General features: G+C 61.5%; 23 protein-coding genes. 6 read left to right on the top strand and 17 right to left on the bottom strand.

Annotated features, from left to right (window positions below; translation table 11 throughout):
- Positions 1-5 precede the first annotated feature (5 nt).
- Positions 6-908, bottom strand: coding sequence for a LysR family transcriptional regulator (locus QR290_RS03765; protein ID WP_085711129.1), 903 nt, complete (start codon positions 906-908; stop codon positions 6-8).
- A 102-nt stretch (positions 909-1,010) separates the two neighbouring features.
- On the opposite strand from QR290_RS03765, the gene QR290_RS03760 reads away from it, so the two are divergent.
- The 4 genes from QR290_RS03760 (at position 1,011) to QR290_RS03745 (ending at position 4,457) form a co-directional block, all read left to right on the top strand.
- Positions 1,011-1,343 carry a DMT family transporter gene (locus QR290_RS03760; protein ID WP_007952237.1) on the top strand — a complete coding sequence of 111 codons (333 nt, stop codon included), beginning with the start codon at positions 1,011-1,013 and terminating at the stop codon, positions 1,341-1,343.
- A gap of 129 nt (positions 1,344-1,472) precedes the next feature.
- A complete protein-coding gene (locus QR290_RS03755; protein ID WP_115076324.1) occupies positions 1,473-2,648 on the top strand; it encodes an NAD(P)/FAD-dependent oxidoreductase in 1,176 nt (391 codons plus the stop codon).
- Entirely contained in the window at positions 2,645-3,457 is an 813-nt protein-coding gene (locus QR290_RS03750; RefSeq protein ID WP_115076323.1) for an aldo/keto reductase, read from the top strand. Before QR290_RS03755 ends, QR290_RS03750 begins: the two co-directional genes overlap by 4 nt.
- A gap of 31 nt (positions 3,458-3,488) precedes the next feature.
- Positions 3,489-4,457: a metal ABC transporter ATPase gene (locus QR290_RS03745; RefSeq protein WP_115076322.1), complete on the top strand. Its 969-nt coding sequence runs from the start codon at positions 3,489-3,491 to the stop codon at positions 4,455-4,457.
- 66 nt (positions 4,458-4,523) lie between these two features.
- Here QR290_RS03745 and hldE read toward each other — a convergent pair whose 3' ends face one another.
- From hldE to msbA, 3 genes are all read right to left on the bottom strand, one after another.
- The gene (gene hldE / locus QR290_RS03740) at positions 4,524-5,948 is read right to left on the bottom strand and encodes a bifunctional D-glycero-beta-D-manno-heptose-7-phosphate kinase/D-glycero-beta-D-manno-heptose 1-phosphate adenylyltransferase HldE (RefSeq protein ID WP_007952241.1); all 1,425 of its coding nucleotides are present in this window, start codon (positions 5,946-5,948) and stop codon (positions 4,524-4,526) included.
- A 187-nt stretch (positions 5,949-6,135) separates the two neighbouring features.
- Positions 6,136-6,840 carry a sulfotransferase family 2 domain-containing protein gene (locus tag QR290_RS03735; RefSeq protein ID WP_115076321.1) on the bottom strand — a complete coding sequence of 235 codons (705 nt, stop codon included), beginning with the start codon at positions 6,838-6,840 and terminating at the stop codon, positions 6,136-6,138.
- 164 nt (positions 6,841-7,004) lie between these two features.
- Positions 7,005-8,807 carry a lipid A export permease/ATP-binding protein MsbA gene (gene msbA / locus QR290_RS03730; protein ID WP_289204356.1) on the bottom strand — a complete coding sequence of 601 codons (1,803 nt, stop codon included), beginning with the start codon at positions 8,805-8,807 and terminating at the stop codon, positions 7,005-7,007.
- 154 nt (positions 8,808-8,961) lie between these two features.
- On the opposite strand from msbA, the gene QR290_RS03725 reads away from it, so the two are divergent.
- Both QR290_RS03725 and QR290_RS03720 read left to right on the top strand, forming a co-directional pair.
- A complete protein-coding gene (locus QR290_RS03725) occupies positions 8,962-10,824 on the top strand; it encodes a bifunctional O-antigen ligase/aminoglycoside phosphotransferase family protein (protein ID WP_289204355.1) in 1,863 nt (620 codons plus the stop codon).
- Positions 10,824-12,041 carry an acyltransferase family protein gene (locus tag QR290_RS03720; RefSeq protein ID WP_289204354.1) on the top strand — a complete coding sequence of 406 codons (1,218 nt, stop codon included), beginning with the start codon at positions 10,824-10,826 and terminating at the stop codon, positions 12,039-12,041. The genes QR290_RS03725 and QR290_RS03720 overlap by 1 nt, the downstream gene beginning before the upstream one ends.
- 18 nt (positions 12,042-12,059) lie before the next feature.
- Here QR290_RS03720 and QR290_RS03715 read toward each other — a convergent pair whose 3' ends face one another.
- The 13 genes from QR290_RS03715 to waaC form a co-directional block, all read right to left on the bottom strand.
- The gene (locus tag QR290_RS03715) at positions 12,060-12,944 is read right to left on the bottom strand and encodes a glycosyltransferase (protein ID WP_115079884.1); all 885 of its coding nucleotides are present in this window, start codon (positions 12,942-12,944) and stop codon (positions 12,060-12,062) included.
- Between the two features lie 32 nt (positions 12,945-12,976).
- Entirely contained in the window at positions 12,977-14,131 is a 1,155-nt protein-coding gene (locus QR290_RS03710) for a glycosyltransferase family 4 protein (RefSeq protein ID WP_115076317.1), read from the bottom strand.
- The gene (locus QR290_RS03705) at positions 14,128-15,573 is read right to left on the bottom strand and encodes a PIG-L family deacetylase (protein ID WP_289204353.1); all 1,446 of its coding nucleotides are present in this window, start codon (positions 15,571-15,573) and stop codon (positions 14,128-14,130) included. Before QR290_RS03705 ends, QR290_RS03710 begins: the two co-directional genes overlap by 4 nt.
- 8 nt (positions 15,574-15,581) lie before the next feature.
- Entirely contained in the window at positions 15,582-16,478 is an 897-nt protein-coding gene (locus QR290_RS03700; RefSeq protein WP_115076315.1) for an antimicrobial resistance protein Mig-14, read from the bottom strand.
- A complete protein-coding gene (locus tag QR290_RS03695) occupies positions 16,478-17,608 on the bottom strand; it encodes a glycosyltransferase (RefSeq protein WP_289204352.1) in 1,131 nt (376 codons plus the stop codon). Before QR290_RS03695 ends, QR290_RS03700 begins: the two co-directional genes overlap by 1 nt.
- Positions 17,592-19,349, bottom strand: coding sequence for a carbamoyltransferase family protein (locus QR290_RS03690; RefSeq protein ID WP_007952261.1), 1,758 nt, complete (start codon positions 19,347-19,349; stop codon positions 17,592-17,594). Before QR290_RS03690 ends, QR290_RS03695 begins: the two co-directional genes overlap by 17 nt.
- 272 nt (positions 19,350-19,621) lie before the next feature.
- Positions 19,622-19,957, bottom strand: coding sequence for a YceK/YidQ family lipoprotein (locus tag QR290_RS03685; protein ID WP_115076313.1), 336 nt, complete (start codon positions 19,955-19,957; stop codon positions 19,622-19,624).
- A gap of 159 nt (positions 19,958-20,116) precedes the next feature.
- Positions 20,117-21,568, bottom strand: coding sequence for a lipopolysaccharide kinase InaA family protein (locus QR290_RS03680; protein ID WP_115076312.1), 1,452 nt, complete (start codon positions 21,566-21,568; stop codon positions 20,117-20,119).
- Positions 21,568-22,320 carry a lipopolysaccharide kinase InaA family protein gene (locus QR290_RS03675; RefSeq protein WP_115076311.1) on the bottom strand — a complete coding sequence of 251 codons (753 nt, stop codon included), beginning with the start codon at positions 22,318-22,320 and terminating at the stop codon, positions 21,568-21,570. The genes QR290_RS03680 and QR290_RS03675 overlap by 1 nt, the downstream gene beginning before the upstream one ends.
- Positions 22,317-23,051: a lipopolysaccharide kinase InaA family protein gene (locus QR290_RS03670; RefSeq protein WP_115076310.1), complete on the bottom strand. Its 735-nt coding sequence runs from the start codon at positions 23,049-23,051 to the stop codon at positions 22,317-22,319. The genes QR290_RS03675 and QR290_RS03670 overlap by 4 nt, the downstream gene beginning before the upstream one ends.
- Complete coding sequence (rfaP, locus tag QR290_RS03665) at positions 23,051-23,857, bottom strand: lipopolysaccharide core heptose(I) kinase RfaP (protein ID WP_085608461.1); 807 nt, start codon at positions 23,855-23,857, stop codon at positions 23,051-23,053. The genes QR290_RS03670 and rfaP overlap by 1 nt, the downstream gene beginning before the upstream one ends.
- The gene (locus tag QR290_RS03660) at positions 23,858-24,979 is read right to left on the bottom strand and encodes a glycosyltransferase family 4 protein (protein WP_115076309.1); all 1,122 of its coding nucleotides are present in this window, start codon (positions 24,977-24,979) and stop codon (positions 23,858-23,860) included.
- Positions 24,979-26,040 carry a lipopolysaccharide heptosyltransferase I gene (waaC, locus tag QR290_RS03655; RefSeq protein WP_074689605.1) on the bottom strand — a complete coding sequence of 354 codons (1,062 nt, stop codon included), beginning with the start codon at positions 26,038-26,040 and terminating at the stop codon, positions 24,979-24,981. The genes QR290_RS03660 and waaC overlap by 1 nt, the downstream gene beginning before the upstream one ends.

Here is a 26,040-nt window from a genome sequence, read left to right as displayed (position 1 = left end):
GGAGTTTATCGGCTTTTGCCGCCGATCGCCCGCAGGTGTATGGCAAATCGCTCCGCCAGCCAACGAGCCGCCGGCCCCAACGGTTCGTCGCGGCGCCAGACCAGTTCCACCACCAGTGCCGGCGGCGTCCATTCACTGTCGAGTTCCACCATCAGACCCTGATACGCCGAGTACTGCACCACGTGGCGCGGCAGCCAGGCCCAGCCGAGGTCGCGTACCAGCCATTCGGCCATCACGTAGAAACTGTCGGCGCGCCAGACCTGTGGGCTGGCCGGTTCGCTGCCGGGGTAGACGCTGGTCTGGGTCGACATCAGCAATTGCCGATGTTGAGCAAGCTGCTGGCAGTTAACCCGGGACTGCGCCGCCAGCGGATGATTGACCCCGCAGACCGTGACCATTTCCACACTGCCCAGCACCCGGCGCTCCAGCGCTTCGGGAATTTCATCGTGATAGAACAGCAGCCCGAGATCGGCCCGGCGCTCCACCAGTTTGCGTGAAACCTCGCCCTGGGCGGCGCTGGTCAGTTGCACCTCCAGGCTCGGAAACTGCTCGGCCAGCGCACCGAAGCTTTCCACCAGCGCCTGATAGGGCATCGCCTCATCCTGCGCCACCCGCAACTGCGCCTCCTGACCGCGCACCATGGCCATGGCCCGACCGTTCAGGCGTTCACATTGACGCAGCACTTCCCGCGCCTCTTCCAGCAAGGCTTCGCCCGCTTCGGTCAGACTCGGCTGACGACCGCTGCTACGCTCGAACAGACTGACGCCGAGGTCGTCCTCGAGCATCGCAATCGCGCTGCTGATCGCCGACTGCGCCTTGCGTTGCTGACGCGCCACGGCGGAAAACGAGCGCTGTTCGGCGACTGCGACAAACACTCGCAACTGATCCAGATTCCACTGCATGCTCATCGGCGAACCCATCTTGTAAACAGATAGGTAATGACTTTACCCCATCTGGGGAGTCACTAGAATGCCGCCTCAGAAAGCAACGCTACACACGAGGATTTGAACATGAACGCTTACGTCTACCTGGCCATCGCCATCTGTGCCGAAGTGATCGCGACCGTTTCGATGAAAGCCGTCAAAGGTTTCAGCACGCCATTGCCACTGGTGCTGGTCATCGTCGGCTACGCCATCGCGTTCTGGATGCTGACCCTGGTGGTACGCAGCGTGCCGGTGGGCGTGGCCTACGCGGTGTGGGCGGGCATGGGCATCGTCATGGTCAGCGTCGCGGCGCTGTTCATCTATGGGCAGAAGCTGGATATCCCGGCGATGCTCGGGATGGCGCTGATCGTGCTCGGCGTGGTGGTGATTCAGCTGTTCTCCAAAACCGCCGGCCATTGATCCTGACATGAGCCCTTGCAGGCACTCGCGCCGGCAAGGGCTCATGCCTTCCCTCTGTTGATCATCGACAAATCCCCTTTTCCCCGAGTCTGTATACTGCGCCCTCGTCTTGAACACTGAGGTCGTTGCATGCCATCTCCAATTTCCACCGACGTGCTGATTGTCGGCGCGGGTGTCGCCGGTCTCTGGCTGAACGCGCGCCTGCGTCGCCAGGGTTTCTCGACCGTGCTGGTGGAAAGCGCCAGCCTCGGTGGCGGACAGAGCGTGAAGTCCCAGGGCATCATCCACGGCGGCGCCAAGTACGCGTTGCACGGTGCGCTGACCGGCGCCTCGGAAGCCATCGCCGACATGCCGCGCCGCTGGCGTGAAGCCCTGGCCGGCAACGGTGAACTGGATCTGACCGGCGTGCGCCTGCTGTCCGAAGCCCATTACCTGTGGTCGCCGGGCACCCTGGCCGGCAACCTCACCAGCTTCTTCGCCAGTAAAGCGGTGCGTGGCCGGGTCGATCAGGTCAAGGGCGATCAACTGCCACCGGCCCTGCAAGACAAACGCTTCAAGGGCAAGGTCTACCGCCTCGCTGAACTGGTGATTGACGTGCCGAGCCTGATCCAGCGTCTGGCCGACCTGTCGGGTGACGGTCTGCTCGCCGGACAAAACATCGAGCCGTTGCTGGAAAGCGGCGTGCTGGTTGGCCTGAAGGTCGACGGCCGCGAAATTCGTGCCCAGCGCATCGTGCTCAGTGCCGGTGCCGGTACTGCCGACCTGCTGAGCGCTTTGGGCCTGACCCATCCGGCCATGCAACGCCGGCCACTGCACATGATCATCGCCAAGGGGCCGGGTCTTAAGCCGCTCTACGCGCACTGCCTCGGTGGCGGCACCAAGCCACGCATCACCGTGACCACTCACCCGGCCGCCGACGGCCAGTGGGTCTGGTATTTGGGCGGCGACATTGCTGAATCCGAAGGCGTGGCCCGCGAGCCGGCCGAACAGATCGCCACCGCTCAAAAAGAACTTGGTCAGCTATTGCCATGGATCGACCTGAGCACCGTGCAATGGGCGACCCTGCGCGTCGATCGCGCCGAACCGCTGCAAACCGGCCTGACCCGTCCGGACAATGCGTTCCTCGCTGAAGAAGGTCGTCTGCTGGTCGGCTGGCCAACCAAACTGGCCCTGGCGCCAGACTTCGCTGACCGCGTGATCGCGTCCCTCGAACGCGACGGCATCCAGCCGAGCCACGCGGCCCCGCTGCCAGAATTGCCAAAACCACCGATGGGCGTTCCCGCCTGGGAGCAACTGCTGCCATGAGCCTGCCGACCCTGCACGATCTGCATCGCTCGCTGGGCAGCACCGGCCTGCTGGTTTCACCGCTGGGCCTGGGCACCGTCAAACTCGGACGCGATCAGGGCGTGAAATACCCCAACGGCTTCCAGATCCCCGACGACGATGCCGCGCGCATGCTGCTCAAGCAGGCGCGGGAGCTGGGCATCAACCTGATCGACACCGCGCCGGCCTATGGCCGCAGCGAAGAACGCCTCGGCCCGCTGCTGCGTGGCGAGCGTCAGGACTGGGTGATTGTCAGCAAGGTCGGCGAAGAATTTGTCGACGGCCAGTCGACCCACGACTTCAGTGCCGCCCACACCCGGATGTCGGTGGAGCGCAGCCTGCAACGTCTTGAAACCGATTTTATCGATCTGGTGCTGGTGCACTCCGACGGTAACGATCTGGCAATTCTCAACGACAGCGAAGTCTATGCAACCCTCGCGGCGCTGAAGGCCGAGGGCAAGATTCGCGGCTTCGGCTTCTCCGGCAAAACCGTCGACGGTGGCCTCAAGGCACTGGAGCAAGGCGACTGCGCGATGGTCACCTACAATCTGAACGAACAAAACGAGAAGGCGGTCATTGACTATGCTGCTGCCCACGGCAAAGCCATTCTGGTGAAAAAGGCGCTGGCCAGCGGTCACGTGTGCCTGAGTCCCGGCGTGGATCCGGTGCGCGCCAGCTTCGAGTTGCTGTTCGCCCAGCCCGGTGTGGCCAGTGCCATTGTCGGGACAATCAATCCGCTGCACCTCGCCCATAACGTTGCGACCGTTGCCCAGGTCCTTCGTGGTCACTGACGCCGCCTCGCGGCCTTAAGCAGGAGCCGACATGCCGCGTACGCTCATCAGAAAGAACCCGAGCAACTTCAAGACGCTGCCGCTGTTCGTCGAAGCCACGCCGGAAGGCCTGACCTACCAGAGCGTGGGCATGCCGCTGAATTTTGCCCAGACCCTGCAGCGGCGCAAACCCGTCAGCGTGACCGACGCCGAGCGGTTTGCGCTGGAGCTGGCCAACCTCGGCGTCTCGGTACGTCTGACCCTGCACTGGCAGAATCGCGATTACTGGGTGCTGGTGCGCCAGCGGCGGCAGGATCGCGGCGATGTGGTGCTCAAACTGATTTCCGGTTACGTGCCTGCCCATGAGTTGAACATTCCGTTGCACACGGCGATCCAGGAGATCGCCGAGGAATGCCTGCTGGAAACCCCGGAAGGCTGGCTCGGCGGGCGCTTCAACGATACCTGGCTGCCCGCGCCGTATGCATCGGCGCTGCATTATCGCGAGGCCCTGCCCTTTCGCCTGACGCCGTTGTCCGGTTCGGCGCGACCGGTGCGCTGCGCCAATCTGCAATTGCTCGAACGGCCACGGGCTTACGTGCATTTGCCGACCGCGTCCCTGCAATTGATCTACGACTTGCGACTGGACGTGCCCAAGGAAGCCAAGAACCTCAGCCTGTTCCATGTCGATGAGCGACTGGAAGGCGATCAACTGGTGGCCCGACTCGACCGCAAACGCCCCGATCTGTACTTGATGCCGTTGCAGGACGGCGAACCGCTGCCCGAGTTGTACACGCTCAAGAAAGGACAGTTGTACCCGGCAGGCACTCGCGGTCTGTATCTGGCGGAGAGTTTTGCCCGGCAGGACGGCTGGCTGGTGCGCGATGAGCGGATTCGCTGGAAGGACTGGCTACGCCAGCAGGGTTTGACGCCGCCGCCCAAGGACACCGGGCTGGCGCGGTTGCGCGGCAAGGCCAAGCAACTGCTGAAGAAGATCGTGCCGCGCAAGAAAGTGAACTCCTGAACGGCAAAAGACCGCGCCTGCGAGTGACTCCAGAGAGTCGTCGCAGGCGCGGTCTTTATGTTTGCATCACTCGGACTTGCGGATTTTTTCCACAATCGCCGTGGTCGAGCTGTTTTCCACCAGCCCCAGCACTTTGACGGTGCCGCCGTAGGCTTTGACGATATCGGCGCCGACAACCTGGTCGATGCCATAGTCGCCGCCCTTCACCAGTACGTCCGGCTTGACCTCGCGCAGCAGGTTTTCCGGGGTGCCTTCAGCGAAGCTGATGACCCAGTCCACCGCACCGAGACCGGCGAGAACCGCCATGCGTCGGTCAACGCTGTTGATCGGCCGACCCGGACCTTTCAGACGGCTGACCGAAGCATCGTCGTTGATCGCCACGATCAGGCGATCACCTTGCGCTCGCGCCTGCTCGAGGTAGGTCACGTGGCCAGCGTGGAGGATGTCGAAGCAGCCGTTGGTGAACACGATCTTCTCGTTGTGCGCACGGGCATCGGCGACTGCCAGCAGCAGTTGCTCCAGACCCAGCACGCCGCGCTCGGAACCTTCTTCACGCTGAATGGCGCGACGCAGTTCCGGGGCGCTGATCGCCGCGGTGCCCAACTTGCCGACGACGATGCCCGCCGCCAGGTTGGCCAGCGCCACCGCGTGCGGAAGTTCTTCGCCAGCGGCAATCGCAGCCGCCAAGGTGGAAATCACCGTGTCGCCGGCACCGGTCACGTCGAACACTTCACGGGCCCGCGCAGGCAAATGCAGCGCCGGATGATCCGGACGCAGCAGGGTCATGCCGTGCTCGCCACGGGTCACCAGCAGCGCGCCGAGATCCAGGTCGTGCATCAGCGTCGCGCCCTTGGTCACCAGCTCGTGCTCATCGGCGCAACCGCCGACGATGGCTTCGAACTCGCTGAGGTTCGGGGTGATCAGGCTCGCGCCACGGTAGATCGAAAAATCCTTGCCCTTCGGGTCGGCCAGCACCGGAATGCCTTTGGCACGCGCGGCCTGGATCAGCGCCTGATGGTTTTTCAGGGCGCCTTTGCCGTAGTCGGACAGCACCAGCACCTTGATGCCTTCGAGCAGATCATCGACCTGCGCGCCGAGGGCCAGGGCGTCGGTGGCGAACGGTTCTTCGAAGTCGATACGCAGCAATTGCTGGTGCCGGCTCATGACCCGCAGCTTGACGATGGTCGGCTGGTGCGCGATGCGCTGAAACAAGGCTCGCACGCCCGCACCCTTGAGGCTGTTGCTCAGGCTGTCGGCGGCTTCGTCGTCACCGGTCACACCCACCAGCGACGCCGGCGCACCCAGCGCGGCAATGTTCAAGGCAACGTTGGCGGCACCGCCCGGGCGGTCTTCGATTTGCTCGACTTTAACGACAGGAACCGGCGCCTCAGGGGAAATCCGTGAGGTACCACCATGCCAGTAACGGTCGAGCATGACATCGCCGACCACCAAGACAGGGGCTTGATCGAATCGCGGCATGGACAACTTCATGGAGCAACCCACATACAAAATGAACAGGGGCGCGATATTAACACAGGGTTGGCGAAGGCTTGTGCGGCGGCTGCAACAGGATGAAACAGCTGGCTTTTTTGCTCATTTTTTGATCAGAAAAAGCGACCGACGACAACAGTCACTGGCCCGTTGCACGACCGACTCCGTCGGAAAAACCGACAGCGCCTCATTCATAGGCGAGCATCTCATAGTCACGTTCATAGACTCGCCGCACCAGACGTTGCGTGCGCCGCGTGCAAAACTCACGCGCCGGCTGCGGGCGTCGTTGCCGAGAGTTGTTGACGTGCGGCAACGGTCTCGTCAGTCCCAAGTGCTCGCACACCAGTTGGAAATCCCGCTCCAGATGCTCCTGATATCCAATGAAGTCCAGCGCCAGACGGCCCAGCGAATCAGTGAGAAAGTCGGTTTGTGCAGCGAAATGCAGTTGTCGCGCGATGTTGTCGGGATGCAACCAGCGTGCAACGAAATCGTCAAAATCACGGTAATGCCTGACCAACTGCTGGGCGGCATGATCCCGCGCGCTCAGCTCGTTGCCGCGCAGGAAAGCGTACGCCGAATAGGCACGCTCAAGCGGATCGCGCACGAAAGCGAATTTGTACGCAGCTGCGAACTGAGCGGGAAATTGCTCTTCATACCAATACAGCGGCAAATGGCCGGGACGCCAGCCGTCGAACATTGCCGCGCACACGCTGCTGCCGGCACATTTGGGTACATGAATGAACAGGCAGGAGCGCTGCTCGAAAGCCTTGGGAAACTGCAGACTGGCCGACATCGACTTGTTCACCACTTGCCGGTCGACCACCGACAGGCGCCCGAGCAGAAAGGCCCGCTGCGGCTTGGGCAGCAATTTCCAGAGATAACGTTGCAGCATGCAAGCACCCGCGCGAAGAGGATGGCCTCTTCGATTGAAGTCAGAGTTCGTTCAGGAACCTTAACAAGCGCGATGCCGGGTTTTATGCCGGTTTGGTCAAGATGGGTAAAGGTCTGGATACAAATCGCCGGGCGCATTGCGCGCCCGGCGTTTTCGAGGCGGAATCAGGCGATGTCTTCGGCTGGGGCGTCGAGGCCCAGGGCATTGAGGCGCGCGTAGTAGCCGTTCTGTGCCAGCAGGTCGTCGTGGGTGCCGCGTTCGACGATCCGGCCCTGATCCATGACCAGAATCAGGTCGGCCTTCTCGATGGTCGACAGACGGTGAGCGATCACCAGCGTGGTGCGGCCCTTCATCACTTGATCCAGAGCGGCCTGAATGTGCCGCTCCGATTCAGTGTCGAGTGCCGAGGTGGCCTCGTCGAGAATCAGCAGCGGCGCGTTCTTGAGCAAGGCCCGGGCAATCGCCAGACGCTGGCGCTGGCCGCCGGAAAGCAGCACGCCGTTCTCGCCGACCTGGGTGTCCAGGCCTTGGGGCAGTTGCGAAATGAAGTCCATCGCATAGGCATCACGCGCGGCTTTCTCGATGTCTTCGCGCGGCGCCCCGGCCAGATCGCCATAGGCGATGTTGTTGGCCACGGTGTCGCTGAACAGCGTGACGTGCTGGGTCACCTGGGCAATGTGGCGGCGCAGGTTGAGCAGTTTGTATTGCTCCACTTCCACACCGTCGATCAGGATTTCGCCCTTGTCGTGGTGATAGAAGCGCGGGATCAGGTTGGCCAGGGTCGACTTGCCGCTGCCCGAACGCCCCACCAGCGCCACCATCTGCCCCGGCTCGACCGAGAAGCTGATGTCGTCGAGCACCTGACGTTCGGTGCCCGGGTAGGTGAAACTCAGGTTGCGCACATCGAGGCGACCGCTGACAGAATCGCGCTCGACGGTGCCGGTATCGACTTCCGGCTCGACGTCCAGTTGCTCGAAAATGCTTTCGGCACCAGCCACGCCCTTCTGGATGGTCGAACTGACTTCGGACAACTGGCGGATCGGCTTGGGCAGCAGGCCGGCCAGGGTGATGTAGGCCACCATGTCGCCCGCCGAGGCGTCGCCGCGCAGGAACAGCACCAGGAACATCAGCACCGCCATGGCGCTGTAGATCACCAGTTGCAGCATCGGTGTGTAGATCGCGCCGGTGCGGGTCATGCGCAGTTGCTTGTCGGTGTTGCTCTGGCTGGCGTCGAGGAAGCGTTTCTCCTCGTAGGCTTCGCCGCCGAAGCTGCGCACCACGCGATAGCCCTGAATGGTTTCCGAGGCGACGTGGGTCACGTCGCCCATTGCCAGCTGGATCTTCTTGCTCTGCTTGCGGAATTTCTTGCTCGCGGTGCGCACCATCACGGCGATCAGCGGCAGGATCGCAACCATCACCAGCGTCAGCTTCCAGTTCATGAACAACAGGGAGGCAAACAGGAAGATCACCGTCATGCCTTCACGGATTACGACCTTGATCGCATCTGTTGCCGCCCCCGTGACCATCGTCACGTTGAAGGTGATACGCGAAATCAGGTGACCGGAGTTATGCTTGTCGAAGTAACGGTTGGGCAGGACCAGCAGGTTGTTGAACAGCTGCACCCGCAGGTCATGCACCAGGCCCAGGGAAACCTTGGCCAGGAAATAGTTGCCCAGATACGATCCCAGACCCTGCCACGCGGCGATCAGGATGATCAGCAGCGGTACGGCCTGCAACAGTTGCAGGTCGCGCAGGTAAGGAACGGTGGGAAACAGTACCGCCTCGGGATTGGACAGGCCGTCGACAAAGTACTTGAGGATGTAGCCGAGCATCGGCTGGGTCGAGGCAAAAATCAGAAAACCGACGATGCTGATCAGGAACAGACTGATGTACGGCCGGACATAGCCGAGCAGGCGGAAGTAGATTTTCAAGCTCGAAGGGCTTGCGGCGGGACTGGAGTCGGTCATATCACGCGAAAGTCGATAAAAAGGACGCTGACTTTAGCACAGCTTCTTCAGGGTTCTGGCAATCAGGCAAAGGCTGTTATTGTTAGACGTCTTTTTCAGCATCAAATGGCCATCATCGAAATGGCCGATCAACTTCAGGATTGAATCTCACAGCATGCAACTTCGCGGCTTCAGCAGTACGTCCAATCGGATCTTCGATTTCATCAGCCTGTGGATACTTCCCGTCGGCTACTTCCTGCTCTTGTGCGCGCTGTTCTTTCTGCCGGGGCGCAGTCTCCATCACAAGCTGTTTTACGGGTTGTTCAGCATCCCGACGCTGATCGCCCTGTGCCTGCGCCCGCGAGAGCTCAAGGAAATGCTGCGCGAACCGGTGCTGATCGCCTTTTTGCTGTTCGCCGGCTGGGCATTGCTCAGCCTCTGCTGGGGCCCGCAGGACGAACCGGTCGGTGGCAGTTTCAAGCCGCCACTGCACACGCTGATGCTCTTCGCCGGCTGCTTTCTATTGGTGCGCTACCGTAGCGACATCCTGTCACCCTTGCTGTTCGGTGCAGCGCTGGTGGCCCTGGTGGCTACAACCTGTTTCCTGATCCCGTTCCTTATCCACTTCGAACCCGGCGCGCGCCTGATCGGTGGCGGCGCGTTCGACAACCCGCTGCTCAGCTCGCACCTGTTCGGATTTTTCTGCACCTACTGGCTCAGCCTGAGCATGACCTGCAGGAACCGCCGACTGTACTGGCTCAGCGTACCCGCGATGCTGATCATGTTCACGGCCGTGATCGGAACCGGTTCCCGAACCCCGCTGGTCGCGCTGACCATGGCAGCATTGTGGCTGAGCCTGATTTGCTGGAATCGCCGCTCTCTGGTGCTGCTGGCAACCCTGGCAATCGGCGGCGCCACGGTGGCGGTGCTGTTCTCGAAGATGATCATCGAACGCGGTGACTCCTACCGTTTCGAGATCTGGCAGCAAGCCCTGGAAAAAATCGCCGAGCACCCCTGGATCGGCCACGGCTACAACGCGGCCCTGGCAATCGACCCCGGCGTCGGATACAGCTTCCAGGAACCGCACAGCTTTGCACTGGGCGTCCTCTATTACGTCGGCATCCTGGGCATGCTGCCCTGGCTGTTCTTTCAGGCCTGGGGACTGCTGAGCAGCTGGCGCATGCGTGTGCAGCCACTGCTTATCATCGCCTCGACCTGGCTGGTCTTCGGTATCGGTGCCGGTTTGACCGAAGGCGGCGGGATCATTTCGCGCCCCAAGGAACACTGGTTCCTGCTGTGGATTCCGCTGGCACTGATTGCGGCGCTGAGCATCAATCAACGAGCCCGACGCCTCCTGACAATGCCGGTGGAGAATCTCTCGGCATCGGCTCTGCAACAGCTCGCCAGCAGCGCTCAGGTCATCGAGGAGGACGGGCTGGGACCCAAAGTCCTGCGCCTGTCCGATGGCAGCTTTCTCAAACTGTTCCGCCGTCGTCGCTGGTATACCTCGGGCAGCTTCAACCCGTATTCCGAGCGGTTTGCCGTCAACAGCGAACAACTGCGCCGGATGGGCATTCCCACGCCACAGATCCTGCACCTCTACCGTCTCGACGACGGCAGCAGCGCCGTGCATTACACGCCGCTGCCGGGGCACACCCTGCGCCAGGTCTTGCAGGGGATCACGGCTCCGGCAGTGCGTCATGCGCTGGTGGAGCGTTTCGGCAAGTTCATGGCCACTCTGCATGAACAAGGTGTGTATTTCCGCTCGCTGCATCTGGGCAACGTGCTGGTGCTGGAAGATGGTGAGTTCGGCCTGATTGATCTGGCCGACCTGCGGGTCTACCCTTCCCCCCTCAGTCTGTCGCTGCGTCAGCGCAATCTGCGTCACATGCAACGTTACACCGTCGACAAACGCTGGCTGTTCGAGGATCACCTCGAAGCGCTGCTCCAGGGGTACGCCGTAACGGCGTCGAAATCCGCCGTAGACAATCTGCACAGGCAAGTGCTGGCCGGCAATACGCCGGCCCGGGTTCATTGATGATCGAAACCAGTCCGTTCATTGCGCCAGCCGCCTATCTGCTGGCCATCATCTGCGCCGCATTACTGCTGCGCGCCGTGCCGAAAATCGCGCGCCATCTGCAGCATTCGGGTGAAAGCCGCTATGCCAGTATCGACGGCCTGCGCGGCTATCTGGCATTCGGCGTCTTCGTACACCACTCGGTGATTACCTGGATCTTTCTGCGTACAGGGGTGATCGAGTTTCCCCCAAGCAACTTCTACTCGATGCTCGGTCAGGGCAGTGTCGCCCTGTTCTTCATGATTACCGGTTTCCTGTTCTGGAGCCGCCTGCTGGCCCAGGGCCGTCAGCACGACTGGCTGGCCTTCGGTGTTTCGCGGGTGTTTCGCTTGTATCCGCTTTACCTGCCATTGATGCTCGCGGTGTTCGTCACCGTGTTCTATCTGCAAGGCTGGCAACTGAAAGAGCCTGTCTCACAGCTGCTTAAACAGGGCCTGCTGTGGTTGACGTTCGATCGTCCGGACGTCAACCAGTATCCGCAAACCGGCATGCTGATCTCCAACGTCACCTGGACGCTGGCCTATGAAGTGTTTTTCTATCTGGCGCTGCCACTGGCGGCCCTGGTGTTCGTTTATCGCGGCAACTGGCTGCAAGTGGTGCTGTGCCTGATCGGCATCTACACGCTGTACCAACTGGTCGGCTGGGAGCATTCGCTCAAAAAGCACTTCCTCGCCAGCTTTCTCGGCGGGATCGTCGCCGCTTACTGGGTCCGACGCCCTCAACTGGTCGCCTGGAGCCGCACAACGCTGGCCAGCGTGATCGCTGTGGCAGCTCTTGCACTGGCCTTCACCGTGTTCAACCGGGCCTTCAAGACTGCGCCGCTGCTTTTGCTGTCGCTGTTCTTCGTGATCGTGGCGTCAGGCAACAACCTGTTCGGCGCCTTGAAGCCACGCAGCATTCGGTGGCTGGGGGAAATCAGTTACAGCACCTATCTGCTCCACGGCTTCGTGCTTTGGCTAATGGTCCAGCGCTTGCCGCTCCTGCTGCACCTCGATGCCCGTGAGACGTGGGTTTATCTGCCATTGATAGCCGCGTGCACCTGTCTGTTGATTCTGATCAGCAGTGCAACGTTCCTTTACATCGAGCAACCCGGCATGAACGCGGGCAAGAAAGTGGTGCGGTGGATTCGCCAGCGTCAGAAAGGCAGCAAGCAGCTGGCGGAAAAAGTCGCTCGCTGAGCGCAAGCGACAACGACCTCAGTCTTTTTCCAGCGGCGAAAACAGCAACCGGCCCAGCCCGCGCCAGGTCTTCTTGTTCCAGGCCTTGAACGGGATCTGCGCCAGCAGCTCCCGCGCCAGCTTGCGGTCACGGTTGGCGGTTTTCAGGAACATTGAATTGAGCGACTTGTAACGCACTTCGTCGTACAGCGGATGATCGCTGAACAGTGCGTAGGTGCGCAGGATGTTCTCGATCATGAAGCGGTGATTCTTGTACGAGTTGGTAGCGTGTTTGCGATAGCGCGCCATCACCACGTTCAGGCCATCGATGAAGTACCCGGCGCGCGTCACCTTCAGCTCGATGTACAGATCCTCAAGACGAATCGTCGGGTCGAACCCGCCCACCTTGTCCAGAGCCTCACGGCGGATCATCAGGGTCGGTGCCGGCGGATACGGCTTGCGCTCCAGGAACATGTCATCGAAGTCCAGGCGGCGGAACGGCACGTCCCGGCGCTGACGCTTTTCCGGATAGAGGTTGCCGTCGGCGTCCATCAACTCGATGTTGCCGGCGCAGATGCCCACTTCCGGCTTGCCATCCATGTAGGCGACCTGTGTCGCGATCCGCTCCGGATACATGATGTCGTCGGAGCCGAACGGTACGATCAGGCTGCCCCTTGCCCGCGCGATCGCGCCGTTGAGCGTATTGGTCAGGCCCTGGTTCTGCTGCACCCGAAAATCGAAGCCGTGTTTTTCCTGCAAGGCTTTGATGCGCTCGGCGCTGTCATCCTTCGAACCGTCGTCGACTACCAGCAGCTCGATGTTCCGGTAGCTCTGGTTGATGACACTGAGGATGCTTTCCTCGATGTACGGCCCGTGGTTGTAGGACGCGATGATGACGGTGACGAGGGGTTGCGCATCGCTCATGGCTGCTGACTCGCTCATGGCTGTTTCTTCGCTCATGGCTGTTCCTTGCGGGCCTGCTCCAGGCCGGAATCGATCAGGTTCAGGTATTCCTGGCGGAAGACCTCGATATCGTGCTGCTCCTGCAAATAGCGATAGGCCTGCTCGCCCTTGGCCTTGAGCTCGTCATCCGGCAGCGCGAGGTAGGTGTCCAGCGCCGCAACCAGGCTCGGCACGTCCTTGGGCGTGATCGACAAACCACCGGCACCTTCGATCAGCGGCAGCATGGCCGGTACGTTCGAGGCGATCACCGGCAGGTGCCCGCTCATGCCTTCCAGCAACGCCAGGCCCAGACCTTCGGCCAGCGACGGCATGGTCCAGATATCGAACGCACGCACGTATTGCAGGGCGTTCTCCTTGAAGCCCAGCAGGTGCGCCCGACCGCTCAGGCCCAACTGTTCGATCTCGGCGGCCAGCGGTGCCTGCAGGCGTCCGGCACCGATGATGGCCAGCTGGGTGTTCGGGTATTTGTCTTTGAGTTGGGCGAAAGCCTGCAACAGATAAGTGTGTCCCTTGACCGACACAAGTCGCCCCAATGCACCGATCAGCCGCACATTCGGGTCGATGCCCAGCAATTCACGGGCACGCTCGCGGCTGTGCTGCAGACCCGCGGCCTGTTCGATGTCGATGGCGTTGGTGATCGCGTACGTGTTCTGGTCGGTGAAACCGCAATCGCAGTCCAGCAAATACTGTTTGACCGCTGGCGACACGCCGACGAAGCGCCAATGGCGGTCGATCAGACGTTGAGTCTGGCGACGGCGGTAGAAGCGGTCGTATTCACCGAAGCCGTGGGAAATGCCGATGCACAGCGGCACTTTCAACCAGCGGTTGAGCGTCAGCATCATGTTCACCGGCTTGAAGCGGTTGCAGATCACCACGTCGAACTTTTCCCGCCGGCAGAACTTGTACAACTGCCACATCGCCCGCAGGCGCATACCTTTGAGGGACTTGTCGGAAAACTCGAAATACACCGAACGGTCGGCCCGGCTGACGGCTTCGCCCGGCCCTGGTTTGCCGCGCAGGAAGGCTGCGGTCACTTCGTAACGATCGGTCGGCAGCGCCTTGACGATCTGTTCGGCGAGGTCGGCGAAATCATGGGATTTGACGTTGTAGTCGGGCTGCAGCTGCAGCACCTTTGCGCGTTGACTCATACCTCTCCCCGGTGCGATCCCGTCGCGCCTGTTTCGCTCTGCTTCAGTACCCAGAACAATTCCTGGCGCCTGACCGCTTTGCGGAAAAATTCATTCTCGCCGTAGACCGACGAACGCCGACCCGCCAGCAGTCGCTGCAACATACGACGCAAGCGACGCTTGAACGGGGCTGGTGGCTGCAGGTCATGCATCATGCCCAGCGCCATGGCCTTGTCCCGTTGCAATTCGATCGACAGCGGCAGACACAGCGGCTGCATCGCGAGGGTCGCATCGAACGTCGGCGGCAGAGCGATGCCCTGCCCGCTGTCGCCCATCGGCCAGCGGTCGTTGTCGTGCAAGTGGTTGGCGTAACCGAGCAGCGTCGGCTGCCAGTCGAGACCGCGCAAGGCTTCCAGCACCGCCTCTTGGGCGCAGATATGGTCGGGATGCGGGTCCAGCGTCGGGTGCGGCAAGACAATCACATCCGGGCGCGCGCGGGACAGTACGTCACGCAGGTCGGCCAGCAGGTTGTTCCAGGTCGGCGCGCCGTCGGCATCGCCGGGCAAGGCAAACGGATTCAACTGACGGAACATCCGCGTGTCGCTCAGATCCGCTTCGCGCGAGCCCACCGGTTGATTCGGCGCAGCCTGCATCGCCGCCAGTTGCAGACAGAAGTAACCGAGCTGCACGCAATGTTCCTGAGGTACGCCGGCCCAGCGCGGCACGGCGAGGCTGTCCCAGGCACGCAGACGACCCTTGAGCCGTGCCGCTTCGACCTTGCTCAGGCCCATCTGTTGATAGTGCTCGGCTTCAATTTCGCCGGCGGTCAGGGTCACGATCCAGGCTTCTTTGGCCTGGCTGTACAGACCGTAGGCGGCCAGTTCGGCATCGTCGGCGTGCGGGGCGATGACCATTACCCGCTGCTGGCGGTAGTCCGGTTGTTCCAGCGCCCAAAGCACCGGCTCACCGGACACCCGGCAAAAGCGCCCGCGCAGACGCAGCAGACCTTGCGACAGCGCTTGTGCCTGACCGCTCAGGTTCAGATAACGCACGCCGTTGACGCCACGTTCGAACGTCTGAACGTCGGGATTGCTCCCCCCGGCCAACTCGACCCGAGGATCGAAGAAGCGTCCCAGAAAGCTGCTTTTGACCTTCACGGCGAGGATCAGCGTGGCGTCGTCCACCAGCATCACGCCCTCGTCGAGGCGCAATTGCTCGCCGCTCAAATGCACTTTTGGCTGCGGTGTGAACGGCGGAAAACTGTATTGGTAATCGTCTTTCGGCGAATAGAACAGGTGATCGGCGAACCACGCTTCGTGGACAATCCAGCCGATGACCGCCAGCACCAGCGGCAACCACCAGGCCACCAGCACACCGAGGGCGATCAACACGATCAGTGCGATCAACAGGCCGATTCGTTTGTTGCGCCGGTGACGCTTGAGCAGTTGCTGTTTGCGGCTCATGGGCTGACTCATACGGTGAAGACCGGCACAGGATTGCACCAGCGATCCTTGTATTCACGGTCGGCACGACCGAAGGAAAAGCGCAGCGGCTTGTTCAGTGCCCGAGCATGTTCCCAGGCACTTTGCGTATTGAGAAAACTCAGCACGCTGCCGGGGCTGAATTCGCGGGTTTCAGGGTCGACGCCACCGTTGATGTACTCGACGCTGATCCACTCCGACGCTTCGACGCGATACACCAGTTGAATGGCGATCGGCGCATCGTTGAGAAAGATCACCGAGCCGATCAACAGCTCGCGCAATAGCTCGATGACTTCGGCCATGCGTGCCGCACCAGTGGCCGGGAATCCCCAGCGACGCTGGAACAGATCGCAATAAATGGCTGCCAGTTCGGCACTGGAGAAATCGCTGACCGGCCGCACCACGCCGCCCGCTTCTTCCAGCAGGCGCAGTTCACGGCGCTGGTTGTAGCGAAACTTCTTCGACAGTTCTTCGGGGGTACGGGCCATGGCCAGTTGTTCGGTCTGCAACTTGAGGCCGCTGAAGCGGTTCTCGTTGAGCGCCGACAGGTAGCGTCCGCGATGGCGCAGCGGGGCCTGGGCATCGGCGGCGGCCGGCAGAATCAGCTCGGCGTTGCCGAGGTCGAACAGGCCTTTCTTGCCGTTGCGCTTGAGCACGTCCTTGGACAAGGCCAGGTCGCGGCCCCAGGTCGGGATCGCGGCTTTGATTTCGCCCTGCTGCTCCCAGGCCAGATAGCGCACCGGGATGCCGGCCAGATCCGCCAGACGTTCGACGACCATCGGGTGAGTCGCGACGCTGCCGCCGAAACGCTGCCAGGCCTGTGCATAAGTTGAGGCGTCAACGGGCGACCAGCCACGTTCGCGCCAGCCTTGAAATCGGTTGAGCATCAGCCCCTCGGTGCCAGATCGGTAACTTGCGGCAAATGCCAGAAGGTGTCGCGTACGGCGCGGTCGGAGAAGCGTTCGCGCAGGCGGTCGAACATCATCTCGGCGCATTGACGGCGTTGCTGCTCGTCCATGCCCGCCAGATGTTTCAGGCCCTGGGCCAGATGCTCGGCATCGCCCAGCGGGAACAGAATGCCCACGCCTTCGACCACTTCCTTCGCCCCGCCGCACGCCGTGGCCAGCAACGGCACACCGGCGGCCATGGCCTCCAGCAGCACCATGCCGAACGGTTCGTGGTCGGAACTCAGGGCAAACACATCGAATGCACGAAAGTAATTGCGCGCGTCCGGCACCTGGCCGAGGAACAGCACGCGATCACCGATACCCAGCTCACGGGCCTGCGCCTTGAGTTCATCCTCAAGCCGACCCTTGCCGAGAATCACCAGTTGGCTGTTGGCCGGCAGACCGGGCAATGCCGCGGCAAAACCGTGCAGCAGCGTGGCCTGATCCTTGTCCGGGTGCAGGCGACCGACGTTACCGACAATGAACGCATCCGCCGACAGACCGAGGGTCTCGCGGGCTTCACGGGCGGACACCTGACTCATCTGCAACGCCGAGACATCGATGCGGTTGTAGAGGGTCTGGATGCGCGCCGCCGGCCATTTCGGCAGACAACGGCGCATGTCGTCGCGCACCGCATCGGACACGCCGAGCAGGCTCAGGCGCTTGCGGAAAATGTGCGCAAAGAGTTTGCGCGAACCGCGTTTGTAATCGCCAAACGCGTGGTGCACGCCAATCACCGGCAACGAAGTGCCGAGCAAGGCGATGTAGATCGGCTTGAAGCGATGGGCGATGCAGAAACTGAAATTGCGTGAAGCGGCGATCTTGCGCAGATCGCCGATGGCGCCCAGCTTCAGGCCACGAATGGCCTTGGAGCTGTATTCCATGAACAACACTTCATCGGAGGCGCAGGCTGCGGCCACCTCGCTATCGGCGGCCCCGGTCAGAAAGACCGTGGTGACCCGATAACCGGTGCCCGCGAACAGGCTGGCGTATTGCCGCGCGCAGTCGAGGAACGGCCCGTCATAGCCGTGACAAAACTGCAGCACATGGCGTTCAGCCGAGCGTGTCATAAGCGTTTGCGCCTTCTTTGACCACCAGGATGTCTTCCATGATCAGGTACTGCAGATCCGAGCCAAAGAACATGTTCAGGGCGTCGGTCGGCGAGCAGATCATCGGTTCACCACGGCGGTTGAGCGAGGTGTTCAGGGACACACCGTTGCCGGTCAGCACTTCCAGCGCCTTCATCATGTCGTAGTAGCGCGGGTTGTATTCGCGCTTGAGCACCTGGGCCCGGGACGTACCGTCTTCGTGGACGACTTCCGGCACGCGGGTCTTCCACTCTTCAGCCACTTCGAAGGTGAAGGTCATGAACGGCGCCGGGTGATCGATCTTGATCATCTGTGGCGCAACGGTGTCGAGCATCGACGGGCAGAAAGGCCTCCAGCGCTCGCGGAACTTGATCTGGTGGTTGATCCGGTCAGCCACGCCAGCCACGCTCGGGCAACCGATGATCGAACGACCACCCAGTGCACGCGGACCGAACTCCATGCGGCCCTGGAACCAGGCCACCGGGTTGCCATCGACCATGATCTTGGCGATCTGCTCCGGCATGTTGTCGAGCTTGCGCCAGGTCGGCTTGTTCTCGTGACGGGCGCACGCGGCGATCACGTCTTCGTTGCTGTACGACGGACCGAGGTAGACGTGTTCCATCTTCTCGACCGGCACGCCACGGGCGTTGGATACGTAAGCTGCTGCACCGACTGCGGTGCCGGCATCGCCGGAGGCAGGCTGTACGAACAGTTCCTTGACGTCGTCACGGGCGATGATTTTCTGGTTGAGCTTGACGTTCAACGCACAGCCGCCGGCGTAGGCCAGTTTGCCGGTTTCCTTGAGCACGTCGCCCAGATAGTAGTCGATCATCTGCAGCGCGATTTTTTCGAACAGCGCCTGAATGCTGGCGGCGTAGTGGATGTACGGCTCGTCGGCGATGTCGCCTTCGCGCTTGGGACCCAGCCACTCGATCAGCTTCGGCGAGAAGTAGTAACCCTTGCCCTTCTCTTTGTAGCGGCGCAGGCCGATCACGTTGGCGTAGTCGGTGTTGATCACCAGCTCGCCGTTCTCGAACGAGGCCAGACGCGAGAAATCATATTTGCTGGCGTCGCCATACGGCGCCATGCCCATGACCTTGAATTCGCCATCGAGCATGTCGAAACCGAGGAACTCGGTGATCGCGCCGTACAGGCCGCCGAGGGAGTCCGGATCGAAGAATTCCTTGATCTTGTGAATCTTGCCGTTTTCGCCGTAACCGAAGAAGGTCGTGGCGTACTCGCCCTTGCCGTCGATGCCGAGGATCGCGGTTTTCTCTTTGAAACCCGAGCAGTGGTAGGCGCTGGAAGCGTGAGCCAGGTGGTGTTCAACCGGCTCGATCTTGATTTTCTTCGGATCGAAGCCCAGTTGCTCCAGGCACCAGACGATCTTGTTGCGATAGCGCTTGTAGCGACGGTTGCCCATCAGGATCGCATCGAGTGCGCGGTCCGGGGCGTACCAGTAACGCTTGGCGTACTGCCAGCGAGCCTTGCCGAAAATGCTGATCGGGGCGAACGGAATCGCGACCACGTCAACGTCGGACGGCTTGATGCCTGCCTGCTCCAGGCAGAACTTCGCCGATTCGTAGGGCATGCGGTTCTTTGCATGTTTATCGCGTACGAAGCGCTCTTCCTCAGCCGCCGCGACCAGCTTGCCGTCGATATACAAGGCTGCTGAAGGATCATGGCTAAGGGCGCCGGACAGGCCAAGAATCGTCAATGCCACAGGGGTCTAGCCTCTTTAGTCTGCATTCAGGCGCGATGCGCCTTGAAAAATGATGTGCCCTCGCACCGGGCGAGAGACAGCTAAAGGGCGGGATTATAGCGTAAAAGCGCCGACAAACCTCTAGCGGAACTGGCCGGCCGGTGCGTTGACGCAACAGAAGCTTCAACTTAGACTCCCCTGCAAATGGACTGGGAGATCCCGGTCGGCGTTGATGCCTCGGTGAGATCACCGGGGCTTTTCGCTTTCTGGAAGCCGCAAAAGTTTTAAAAGCCTCAACCACGACTTGGCCGCCAATAAACACTGATATTCCCGTCCACCGCCTGCCGATAGATCGTATACGGCAGGCAAGCCGTGTCGAACACGCCGGACAGGGTCAGGTCGAGCAGGACGACCGGCACCAGAATGCCGGTAGGATCGGGCGGCGCGTGCAGCAGGCAAAAATCGTGGGCGAGCCCGCTGTAGACGCGCGGGATCGACTGACAGTAGGTCTTTTGTTTGCGCAGGCCGCGCGTGGCGTCTTCATCGTCCTGCAACACCGTGACGGCGGTGCCGCAGCCAGACAGTGCCAGGGAAAATGCGCCGATAGTGATAGCGTTTTTGATGGTCAAGATTTGCCCTCCGGGAACGTCGGGGCAAACTAGCATCGGGGCTTTGCGAGGGGCAGCTCATGGGTTCTGGCAAGGCCGTAGGACAAGTCACAAGGATTTGTCGCTACAACCCTCACCCGATTTCAACTGCAGAAATGTCTTACGTGCTGGCGAAAAAAATCACGCAGAGCCCGATACATCCTTGGGCAAACGCTGATCAATCACCTGATACAGCGCACTGCTTTCAGGCCAGTTGCGCATGAACCGCGCACGATCCCGGGCATAGGCCGGAGCGAAGCTGCCCACCGAGCCGTGCTGGCACATGGAGTCCAGATCGATCAGCGCCCAGCGGTCTTCCTGCCAGAACAGGTTGTGCCCCTTGAAGTCGCCATGGCTGATGCGTTCGGCGATCAGCCGTGCAAACAACTGATCCAGCGCCTGCAACTCGCTTTCCGGCGCCTCGCCGCTTTCAACGTATGGCGCAAAGCGCTCGATGATGTCCGGCCCGGCCAGGTACTCGGTGATCAGATAAGCCTTGCTGCGCAGCCAGAAAAACCGGGTTTCCAGCACCGCCAGCGGCTTGGGCGTGGCGATGCCGAGGAACGCCAGGCGATTGCCTTCGCGCCAGGAATGCCAGGCACGGCTCGGACGCCAGAAGCGCTTCAGCCAATGGGCAAAATTCTTGATGTTGTAGCGCTTGATCACCAGAGGACGCCCGGCAACCTCGACCTTGCCGACACTGGCCGCGCCGCCGGTCTTGTACAGATGCCCCTGATCGAGCAAGGCATCGGCCTGTTCCAGCACCGGCAACATCGCGGGCTCTTCCTCGCGGCGAATCGAGCGCAGAGCGAATGCGCCGCGCTTGACGCTGAACAGCGTGCACTCACGACCGACCTTGATCAGGTAATCCTTCAAGCGCCAGGCGCCCACCTTGTCGATCTGCTTTTGCAGGGCTTCCAGCGGCAGCGCGTGTTCGCTGTTGCTCAGCAGGTAATACACCAGCAATTCTTCGGTGAACGGCTCGAGCGACTTGGGCAACTGGGCGAAGAACACCCCGAGGTTTTCCAGCACTTTCTGACGGGACAATGGCTGACCGGCGGTTTCCGCGCGGATACCCGCACCGTCGATCAGATACAGCTGGCTGCCATGACGCAGCAGGTTGTCCAGGTGCAGGTCTTCCTGCCACAGGCCTTTGCCGTGCAACTGACCGATGGCGCCGAGCGCTTCGGCCAGCACTGCCGATTGTTCGTCGGCCAGCACTGGCAAGGATTCGACCTTGTTCCAGGCATCGCTCAGGCTTTCGGCGCCTTCGAGGAATTCGAACAACAGCCAGCCACCCTCACCGTCCTTCAGGCCATCGGCCAGCAGCAACGGTGTGGTCATGCCCTGGGCGGCGAGCAGTTTCACGCCCTCCAGTTCACGCTGAAAGTGTCGCGCTGCCTTATTACCGACCAGCAATTTGGCCAGCACCGGACGCCCGCGCCACACACCGGCACCGACGTAACGCTGACCCGGCAACACTCGCAACAGGCTGAGCAATTGCAAATCGGCAGCGCCCGCCGCATCGGCCAGCGACACCGTCAGCGGCAGACTCGGCGTGCGCCCGGCATTTTTCAGGTCGGACAACTGCATCAGCGGGTCTCCTTGCGACTGCGCCGCGCGGTCAGCCGCGCGACCCAGCTGTCGACCAGCGAGCTGTCTGTCGATTGATCGAGATACGCCGCCAGCAGCTCACGCAATTGCGCTTCGCTCCACTCCGGCGCACGGCGCAGCAGCGGCTCCAAGTCCTTGACCCGGTCACGCATACCGAACAGCAACGGCCGGGTCTTCTCCAAATCGATCAACTGCGCCTGATAGCCATCGCCTTCGGAGCGCAAGAATATGTGTTTTGGATAGAAGCAGCCGTGTACCTGGCGCATGCCGTGGAGATGGCGCGCCAGCATGCCGCAAGACTTGAGAATCGCCGATTGCTGCGCAGCATCGAGGTCCGACCAGCGCTGCAACAGCGAATCGAGATCGTCCCAACCATCCAGCGCGCGGGTCAGCAGGATCGCACGGACTTCGCCATTGACCTTGCGCTCACCGAAGAACGCCGCCTGCAACGCCGGAATGCCGAGCTTGTTGTAACGACTGATGTTGCGAAATTCCCGGGCAAAGGTCGGCTCGCCGAACGGTGCGTGCAACGTGCGGGTCAGGTAATTGCACTGGCGCTTGAGGTAATAGGCATGCCCTTCCAGCTCCAGACGAAACACGCTGCTCCAGCCGCCGCCGTCGGTGTTGGGCTCATCCACGGCGTCGAGCTGCTTGGACCACAGCGCATCGAACGTGTCGAGACCGTGGCGTTCCAGCAGCGCACGATCTTCAACGGCCAGAAAATCAGTCATTCGCGTCCCTCGAAAAATCTCACCACGTGGCGAATCCGTTGCTTGTCGGCGGCATTCAGCCGATCACGCCCACGATATTGCAGGTAGAAGCGCAGGCGCTGGGTGTTCGACAGGTGATACTTGGCCACCTTGTCGAGGCAGGCCAGATCCTTGGTGATCCGGTACTTGAGCCAGAAGCCGCGCCAGAAGTCGCCGTTCGGGCAGTCGATCAGATACAACTGCGCCTGATCGTCGATCAGCAGGTTGCGCCACTTCAAATCGTTATGGGTGAAGCGGTGGTCGTGCATGACACGCGTATAACCGGCCAGTTGTCGGCTGACGCCGTCGACCCAGGCGCGATCCTTGAGCTTGGGATCGTTGCGCTCGGCCAGCGCCGACAGGTCTTCGGTGCGCGGCAGTTCACGGGTGATCATCGCCCCGCGATCGTAAGCCATGCCGTTGCGCTCCAGGCCCCACGCCACCACTTCGGCGGTAGGAATGCCCCATTTGGCGAAGCGCTTGAGGTTCTGCCATTCCATCTTCACCCGGGGCTTGCCCAGATAACGCCGCAGGCCTTTGCCGGCGCCGACGTAGCGTTTGACGTAATAGTTGACGCCATTGAACTGCACGCGAATGACTTCGGACAATGGGTCGCGGGTCAGCCGTTCGCCTTGAAGGGCGAATACCGCTTCGAGGCTACCGAAATGCTGCTCAAGTTCACTGTACTCAGGCTCCAGATTCCAACCCGCCATCAGAGCGCATCCCCATAACGTTGCTTGCGCGCATAGAGCTTGTTGGCCTTGCCTTCGAGCCAGCTCAGCAACGGCGCTTCTTCGGCCAGGATCTGGCGCAGCGGTTGCTGGAAGTAACCTTTGAGGAAGCGCAGCTTGTCGCGGCGGGTCAGGCCGATATCCAGTGCGGAAAAGTACAGCGCCGCAAGATCCTTGTTGCGCCAGCGCTGGGTGATCGCCGGACGGGTCTGGGCGCGGTGCAGGTCGATTACCGAGAGTTTGAAGTCTTCAGGAGTGACCGGTTTGTCGGTGTGCAGCAGGAAGTGGCAGATGTAGCAGTCGCGGTGATTGACCCCGGCGCGGTGCATCATGCCGGTCATGCGCGCGACCTCGGCGATCAGCGCCCGCTTCAGCTTTGGCTGCGGCGGTTGCTTGACCCAGTCGATGCTGAAGTCTTCGAGACTGATGGTCGGCGCCAGCTCTTCAGTGACGATGAACGAATGCTGATCCGCCGGGTTGCTGCCCTTCTCGCCGTACGCGACGGCGGTCATGGTCGGCACGCCGACTTCCTGCAAGCGTTGAATGGCTTTCCATTCCTGGCCCGCGCCGAGCACCGGCAGTTTAGCGGTCAGCAGGTTCTTGAAGATCTCGCCCCAGCCGATACCCCGGTGAATCTTGACGAAAAAGCCATTGCCGTCGACTTCCGTGCGCAACGTCCGGCGGGCTTCCAGCTCGCGGTACACCTCGCCCTGCAAGCCTTCGACTTCCACGAATGCATCGCGGCCAGCCCACAGGCTCTTGAACGGTTCAGCCAGCATCAACTTCATTTAAGCGTGCTCCGCCAGAATCACATCGGCCGCGTGCTGCGGCATGCTGTAGAGGTCGGCCGTCTCGGCGAAGGCCAGACCGTTGCGGCTCCAGGCCGCCCGTGCAGCGTCGTCGTTCAACATGTCAGTCAGGTATTGCGTCAGTTGCGCCTGATCGAACGGTTCGTCCAGCACTCGCCCGGCGTCGGCCTCGGCGATGTAATGGGCATAACCGCAGACCGCGCTGACCAGCACCGGCAACCCGGCGACCAGCGCTTCAAGCAGCACCGTACCGGTGTTTTCGTTGTACGCCGGGTGGATCAACAGATCGGCGCCGAGCAGGAAACGCGGGATATCGCTGCGCCCCTTGAGAAACGTCACATTGTCGCCCAGACCCAAAGTTGCACTCTGCATCTGGAACAATTTGGGGTCATCCTGGCCGATTACAAACAGCCGGGTGCGTTTCTTCAGCTCGGCGGGCAATGCGGCCAGGGCTTTCAGGCTGCGATCGACGCCCTTGGTCTTGAACCCGGAGCCGATCTGCACCAGCAACAGTTCTTCGTCCCTGAGGTTGAATTCGGCGCGGAAACCGGCGCGAATCTGGTCGGCATCCGCAGGGCGGCGACGGTCCTGGGCGATGCCCGGCGGCAGCAGGTGGAAGCGTTCCAGCGGCGTATCGTAATGCTTGATGAACAGCGGCTGCTGCACTTCGGAAATCATCAGCACTTCGGTCTTTGCATCTTTGGCGAACACCGCGCGCTCGTACTCGGCGAAGTGGCGGTAGCGGCCCCAGCGGCGATACAGGGAATTGCGCAGGTTCTGCGCCTTGTCCTCGAAGCAGCCGTCGGCGGCGTAGTAGACGTCCAGCCCCGGCATTTTGTTGAAGCCGATCAGGCGATCCACCGGGCGCTTGGCCAGGTCTGCTTCCATCCACGCGCTGAGCTTTTCATTGCGACGATGGTTGAAGAACGCCTTGACCGGCGCTACCAGCACTTCGAAACCAGGCGGCACGTCGCCTTCCCAGATCAGGGTGTAGACGCGGATCTGGTGTCCGCGCTTCTGGCATTCAAGGGCGATGCGCATGAAATCGCGCTGCAAACCGCCGAACGGGAAATATTTGTACAGGACAAAAGCCAATTGCATCAGCGCAGCTCCTCAGCCATCAACAACGTGCTCAGTCGGCTGGCAACACGCTCGGGATTCAGACGCGTGAAGCACAGGGGCCACTCGCGTTTCAGGTCAAACTGACGGGCATCCTGCGCGGTCGGTTGATACGTACATTTCTTTTGCAGGCACGGCGCGCACGGAAAATCGCTGCCGAGGTGAATCTGCAGCTTGCCGTAGGCGCCGGTCAGGCCCGGATTGGTCGGGCCAAACAGCGAAATCGTCGGCACGTCCAGCGCTGCGGCCAGATGGCCGAGACCGGTGTCCACCGCAACGCAGGCCTGGGCCCCGGCCAGCACCTTGCCGACCCCGGCCAGGTTCAGCTTCGGCAACACTTCGGCGTGCTTGAAACCGGCGGCGATGCGCTCGGCCCGGGCCTTCTCCAGGGGGTTGCCCCACGGCAGCTTGATCCCCACGCCGAGGTAGCCGACCCGTTCGGTCAGCTCGCGCCAATAGGCTTCCGGCCAGTGCTTGGTGTCCCAGGTGGTGCCGTGGAGGAACACCACGTAAGCATTCTTGCGTGGCAGTTCGACCAGACGCTCGACGTTGAGGCCGTAATCGCCCAGGCCTTTGGGCAAGTCGTAACCCAGAGCGATGGCGAACAACTGACGCACGCGCTCGACGGCGTGCTGACCACGGGCCACTGCCAGTTTGCGGTCATAAAAGCGCGCGGCGATCGGTTCGCGGGCCGAGCCCTTGTCGAGACCGGCCACCGGCGCTTTGACATAGCGGGTCAGCCAGGCGCTTTTCAGCAGGCCCTGAGCATCGATCACCAAGTCATATTTGTTCGCCCGAACGGATTGCTTGAAGCGCTTCCATTCGCCGCTGGTGATGGTTTTCCAGATGTTTTTGCGCCAGCGGCGGATCGCCACCGGAATGACTTTGCCTACGGCCGGGTGCCAGGTCGGAATCTCGGCGAAGCCTTCCTCGACCACCCAGTCGAACTTGATCCCGGGAATGGCCCGGGCGGCGTCGGTCAGCGCCGGCAACGCGTGAATCACGTCGCCCAGCGATGAAGTCTTGATCAGCAATACCCGCAA

The organism is Pseudomonas fluorescens (genome assembly GCF_030344995.1).
GTDB lineage: Bacteria > Pseudomonadota > Gammaproteobacteria > Pseudomonadales > Pseudomonadaceae > Aquipseudomonas > Aquipseudomonas fluorescens_BF.
This window is presented reverse-complemented; position numbering and strand designations above follow the sequence as displayed.

What these genes read in the sequence shown, in the direction of transcription:
- QR290_RS03765 (WP_085711129.1), bottom strand. Translation starts at nt 908, where the DNA reads ATGAGCATGCAGTGGAATCTGGATCAGTTGCGAGTGTTTGTCGCAGTC.
- QR290_RS03760 (WP_007952237.1), top strand. Translation starts at nt 1,011, where the DNA reads ATGAACGCTTACGTCTACCTGGCCATCGCCATCTGTGCCGAAGTGATC.
- QR290_RS03755 (WP_115076324.1), top strand. Translation starts at nt 1,473, where the DNA reads ATGCCATCTCCAATTTCCACCGACGTGCTGATTGTCGGCGCGGGTGTC.
- QR290_RS03750 (WP_115076323.1), top strand. Translation starts at nt 2,645, where the DNA reads ATGAGCCTGCCGACCCTGCACGATCTGCATCGCTCGCTGGGCAGCACC.
- QR290_RS03745 (WP_115076322.1), top strand. Translation starts at nt 3,489, where the DNA reads ATGCCGCGTACGCTCATCAGAAAGAACCCGAGCAACTTCAAGACGCTG.
- hldE (WP_007952241.1), bottom strand. Translation starts at nt 5,948, where the DNA reads ATGAAGTTGTCCATGCCGCGATTCGATCAAGCCCCTGTCTTGGTGGTC.
- QR290_RS03735 (WP_115076321.1), bottom strand. Translation starts at nt 6,840, where the DNA reads ATGCTGCAACGTTATCTCTGGAAATTGCTGCCCAAGCCGCAGCGGGCC.
- msbA (WP_289204356.1), bottom strand. Translation starts at nt 8,807, where the DNA reads ATGACCGACTCCAGTCCCGCCGCAAGCCCTTCGAGCTTGAAAATCTAC.
- QR290_RS03725 (WP_289204355.1), top strand. Translation starts at nt 8,962, where the DNA reads ATGCAACTTCGCGGCTTCAGCAGTACGTCCAATCGGATCTTCGATTTC.
- QR290_RS03720 (WP_289204354.1), top strand. Translation starts at nt 10,824, where the DNA reads ATGATCGAAACCAGTCCGTTCATTGCGCCAGCCGCCTATCTGCTGGCC.
- QR290_RS03715 (WP_115079884.1), bottom strand. Translation starts at nt 12,944, where the DNA reads ATGAGCGATGCGCAACCCCTCGTCACCGTCATCATCGCGTCCTACAAC.
- QR290_RS03710 (WP_115076317.1), bottom strand. Translation starts at nt 14,131, where the DNA reads ATGAGTCAACGCGCAAAGGTGCTGCAGCTGCAGCCCGACTACAACGTC.
- QR290_RS03705 (WP_289204353.1), bottom strand. Translation starts at nt 15,573, where the DNA reads ATGAGCCGCAAACAGCAACTGCTCAAGCGTCACCGGCGCAACAAACGA.
- QR290_RS03700 (WP_115076315.1), bottom strand. Translation starts at nt 16,478, where the DNA reads ATGCTCAACCGATTTCAAGGCTGGCGCGAACGTGGCTGGTCGCCCGTT.
- QR290_RS03695 (WP_289204352.1), bottom strand. Translation starts at nt 17,608, where the DNA reads ATGACACGCTCGGCTGAACGCCATGTGCTGCAGTTTTGTCACGGCTAT.
- QR290_RS03680 (WP_115076312.1), bottom strand. Translation starts at nt 21,568, where the DNA reads ATGCAGTTGTCCGACCTGAAAAATGCCGGGCGCACGCCGAGTCTGCCG.
- QR290_RS03675 (WP_115076311.1), bottom strand. Translation starts at nt 22,320, where the DNA reads ATGACTGATTTTCTGGCCGTTGAAGATCGTGCGCTGCTGGAACGCCAC.
- QR290_RS03670 (WP_115076310.1), bottom strand. Translation starts at nt 23,051, where the DNA reads ATGGCGGGTTGGAATCTGGAGCCTGAGTACAGTGAACTTGAGCAGCAT.
- rfaP (WP_085608461.1), bottom strand. Translation starts at nt 23,857, where the DNA reads ATGAAGTTGATGCTGGCTGAACCGTTCAAGAGCCTGTGGGCTGGCCGC.
- QR290_RS03660 (WP_115076309.1), bottom strand. Translation starts at nt 24,979, where the DNA reads ATGCAATTGGCTTTTGTCCTGTACAAATATTTCCCGTTCGGCGGTTTG.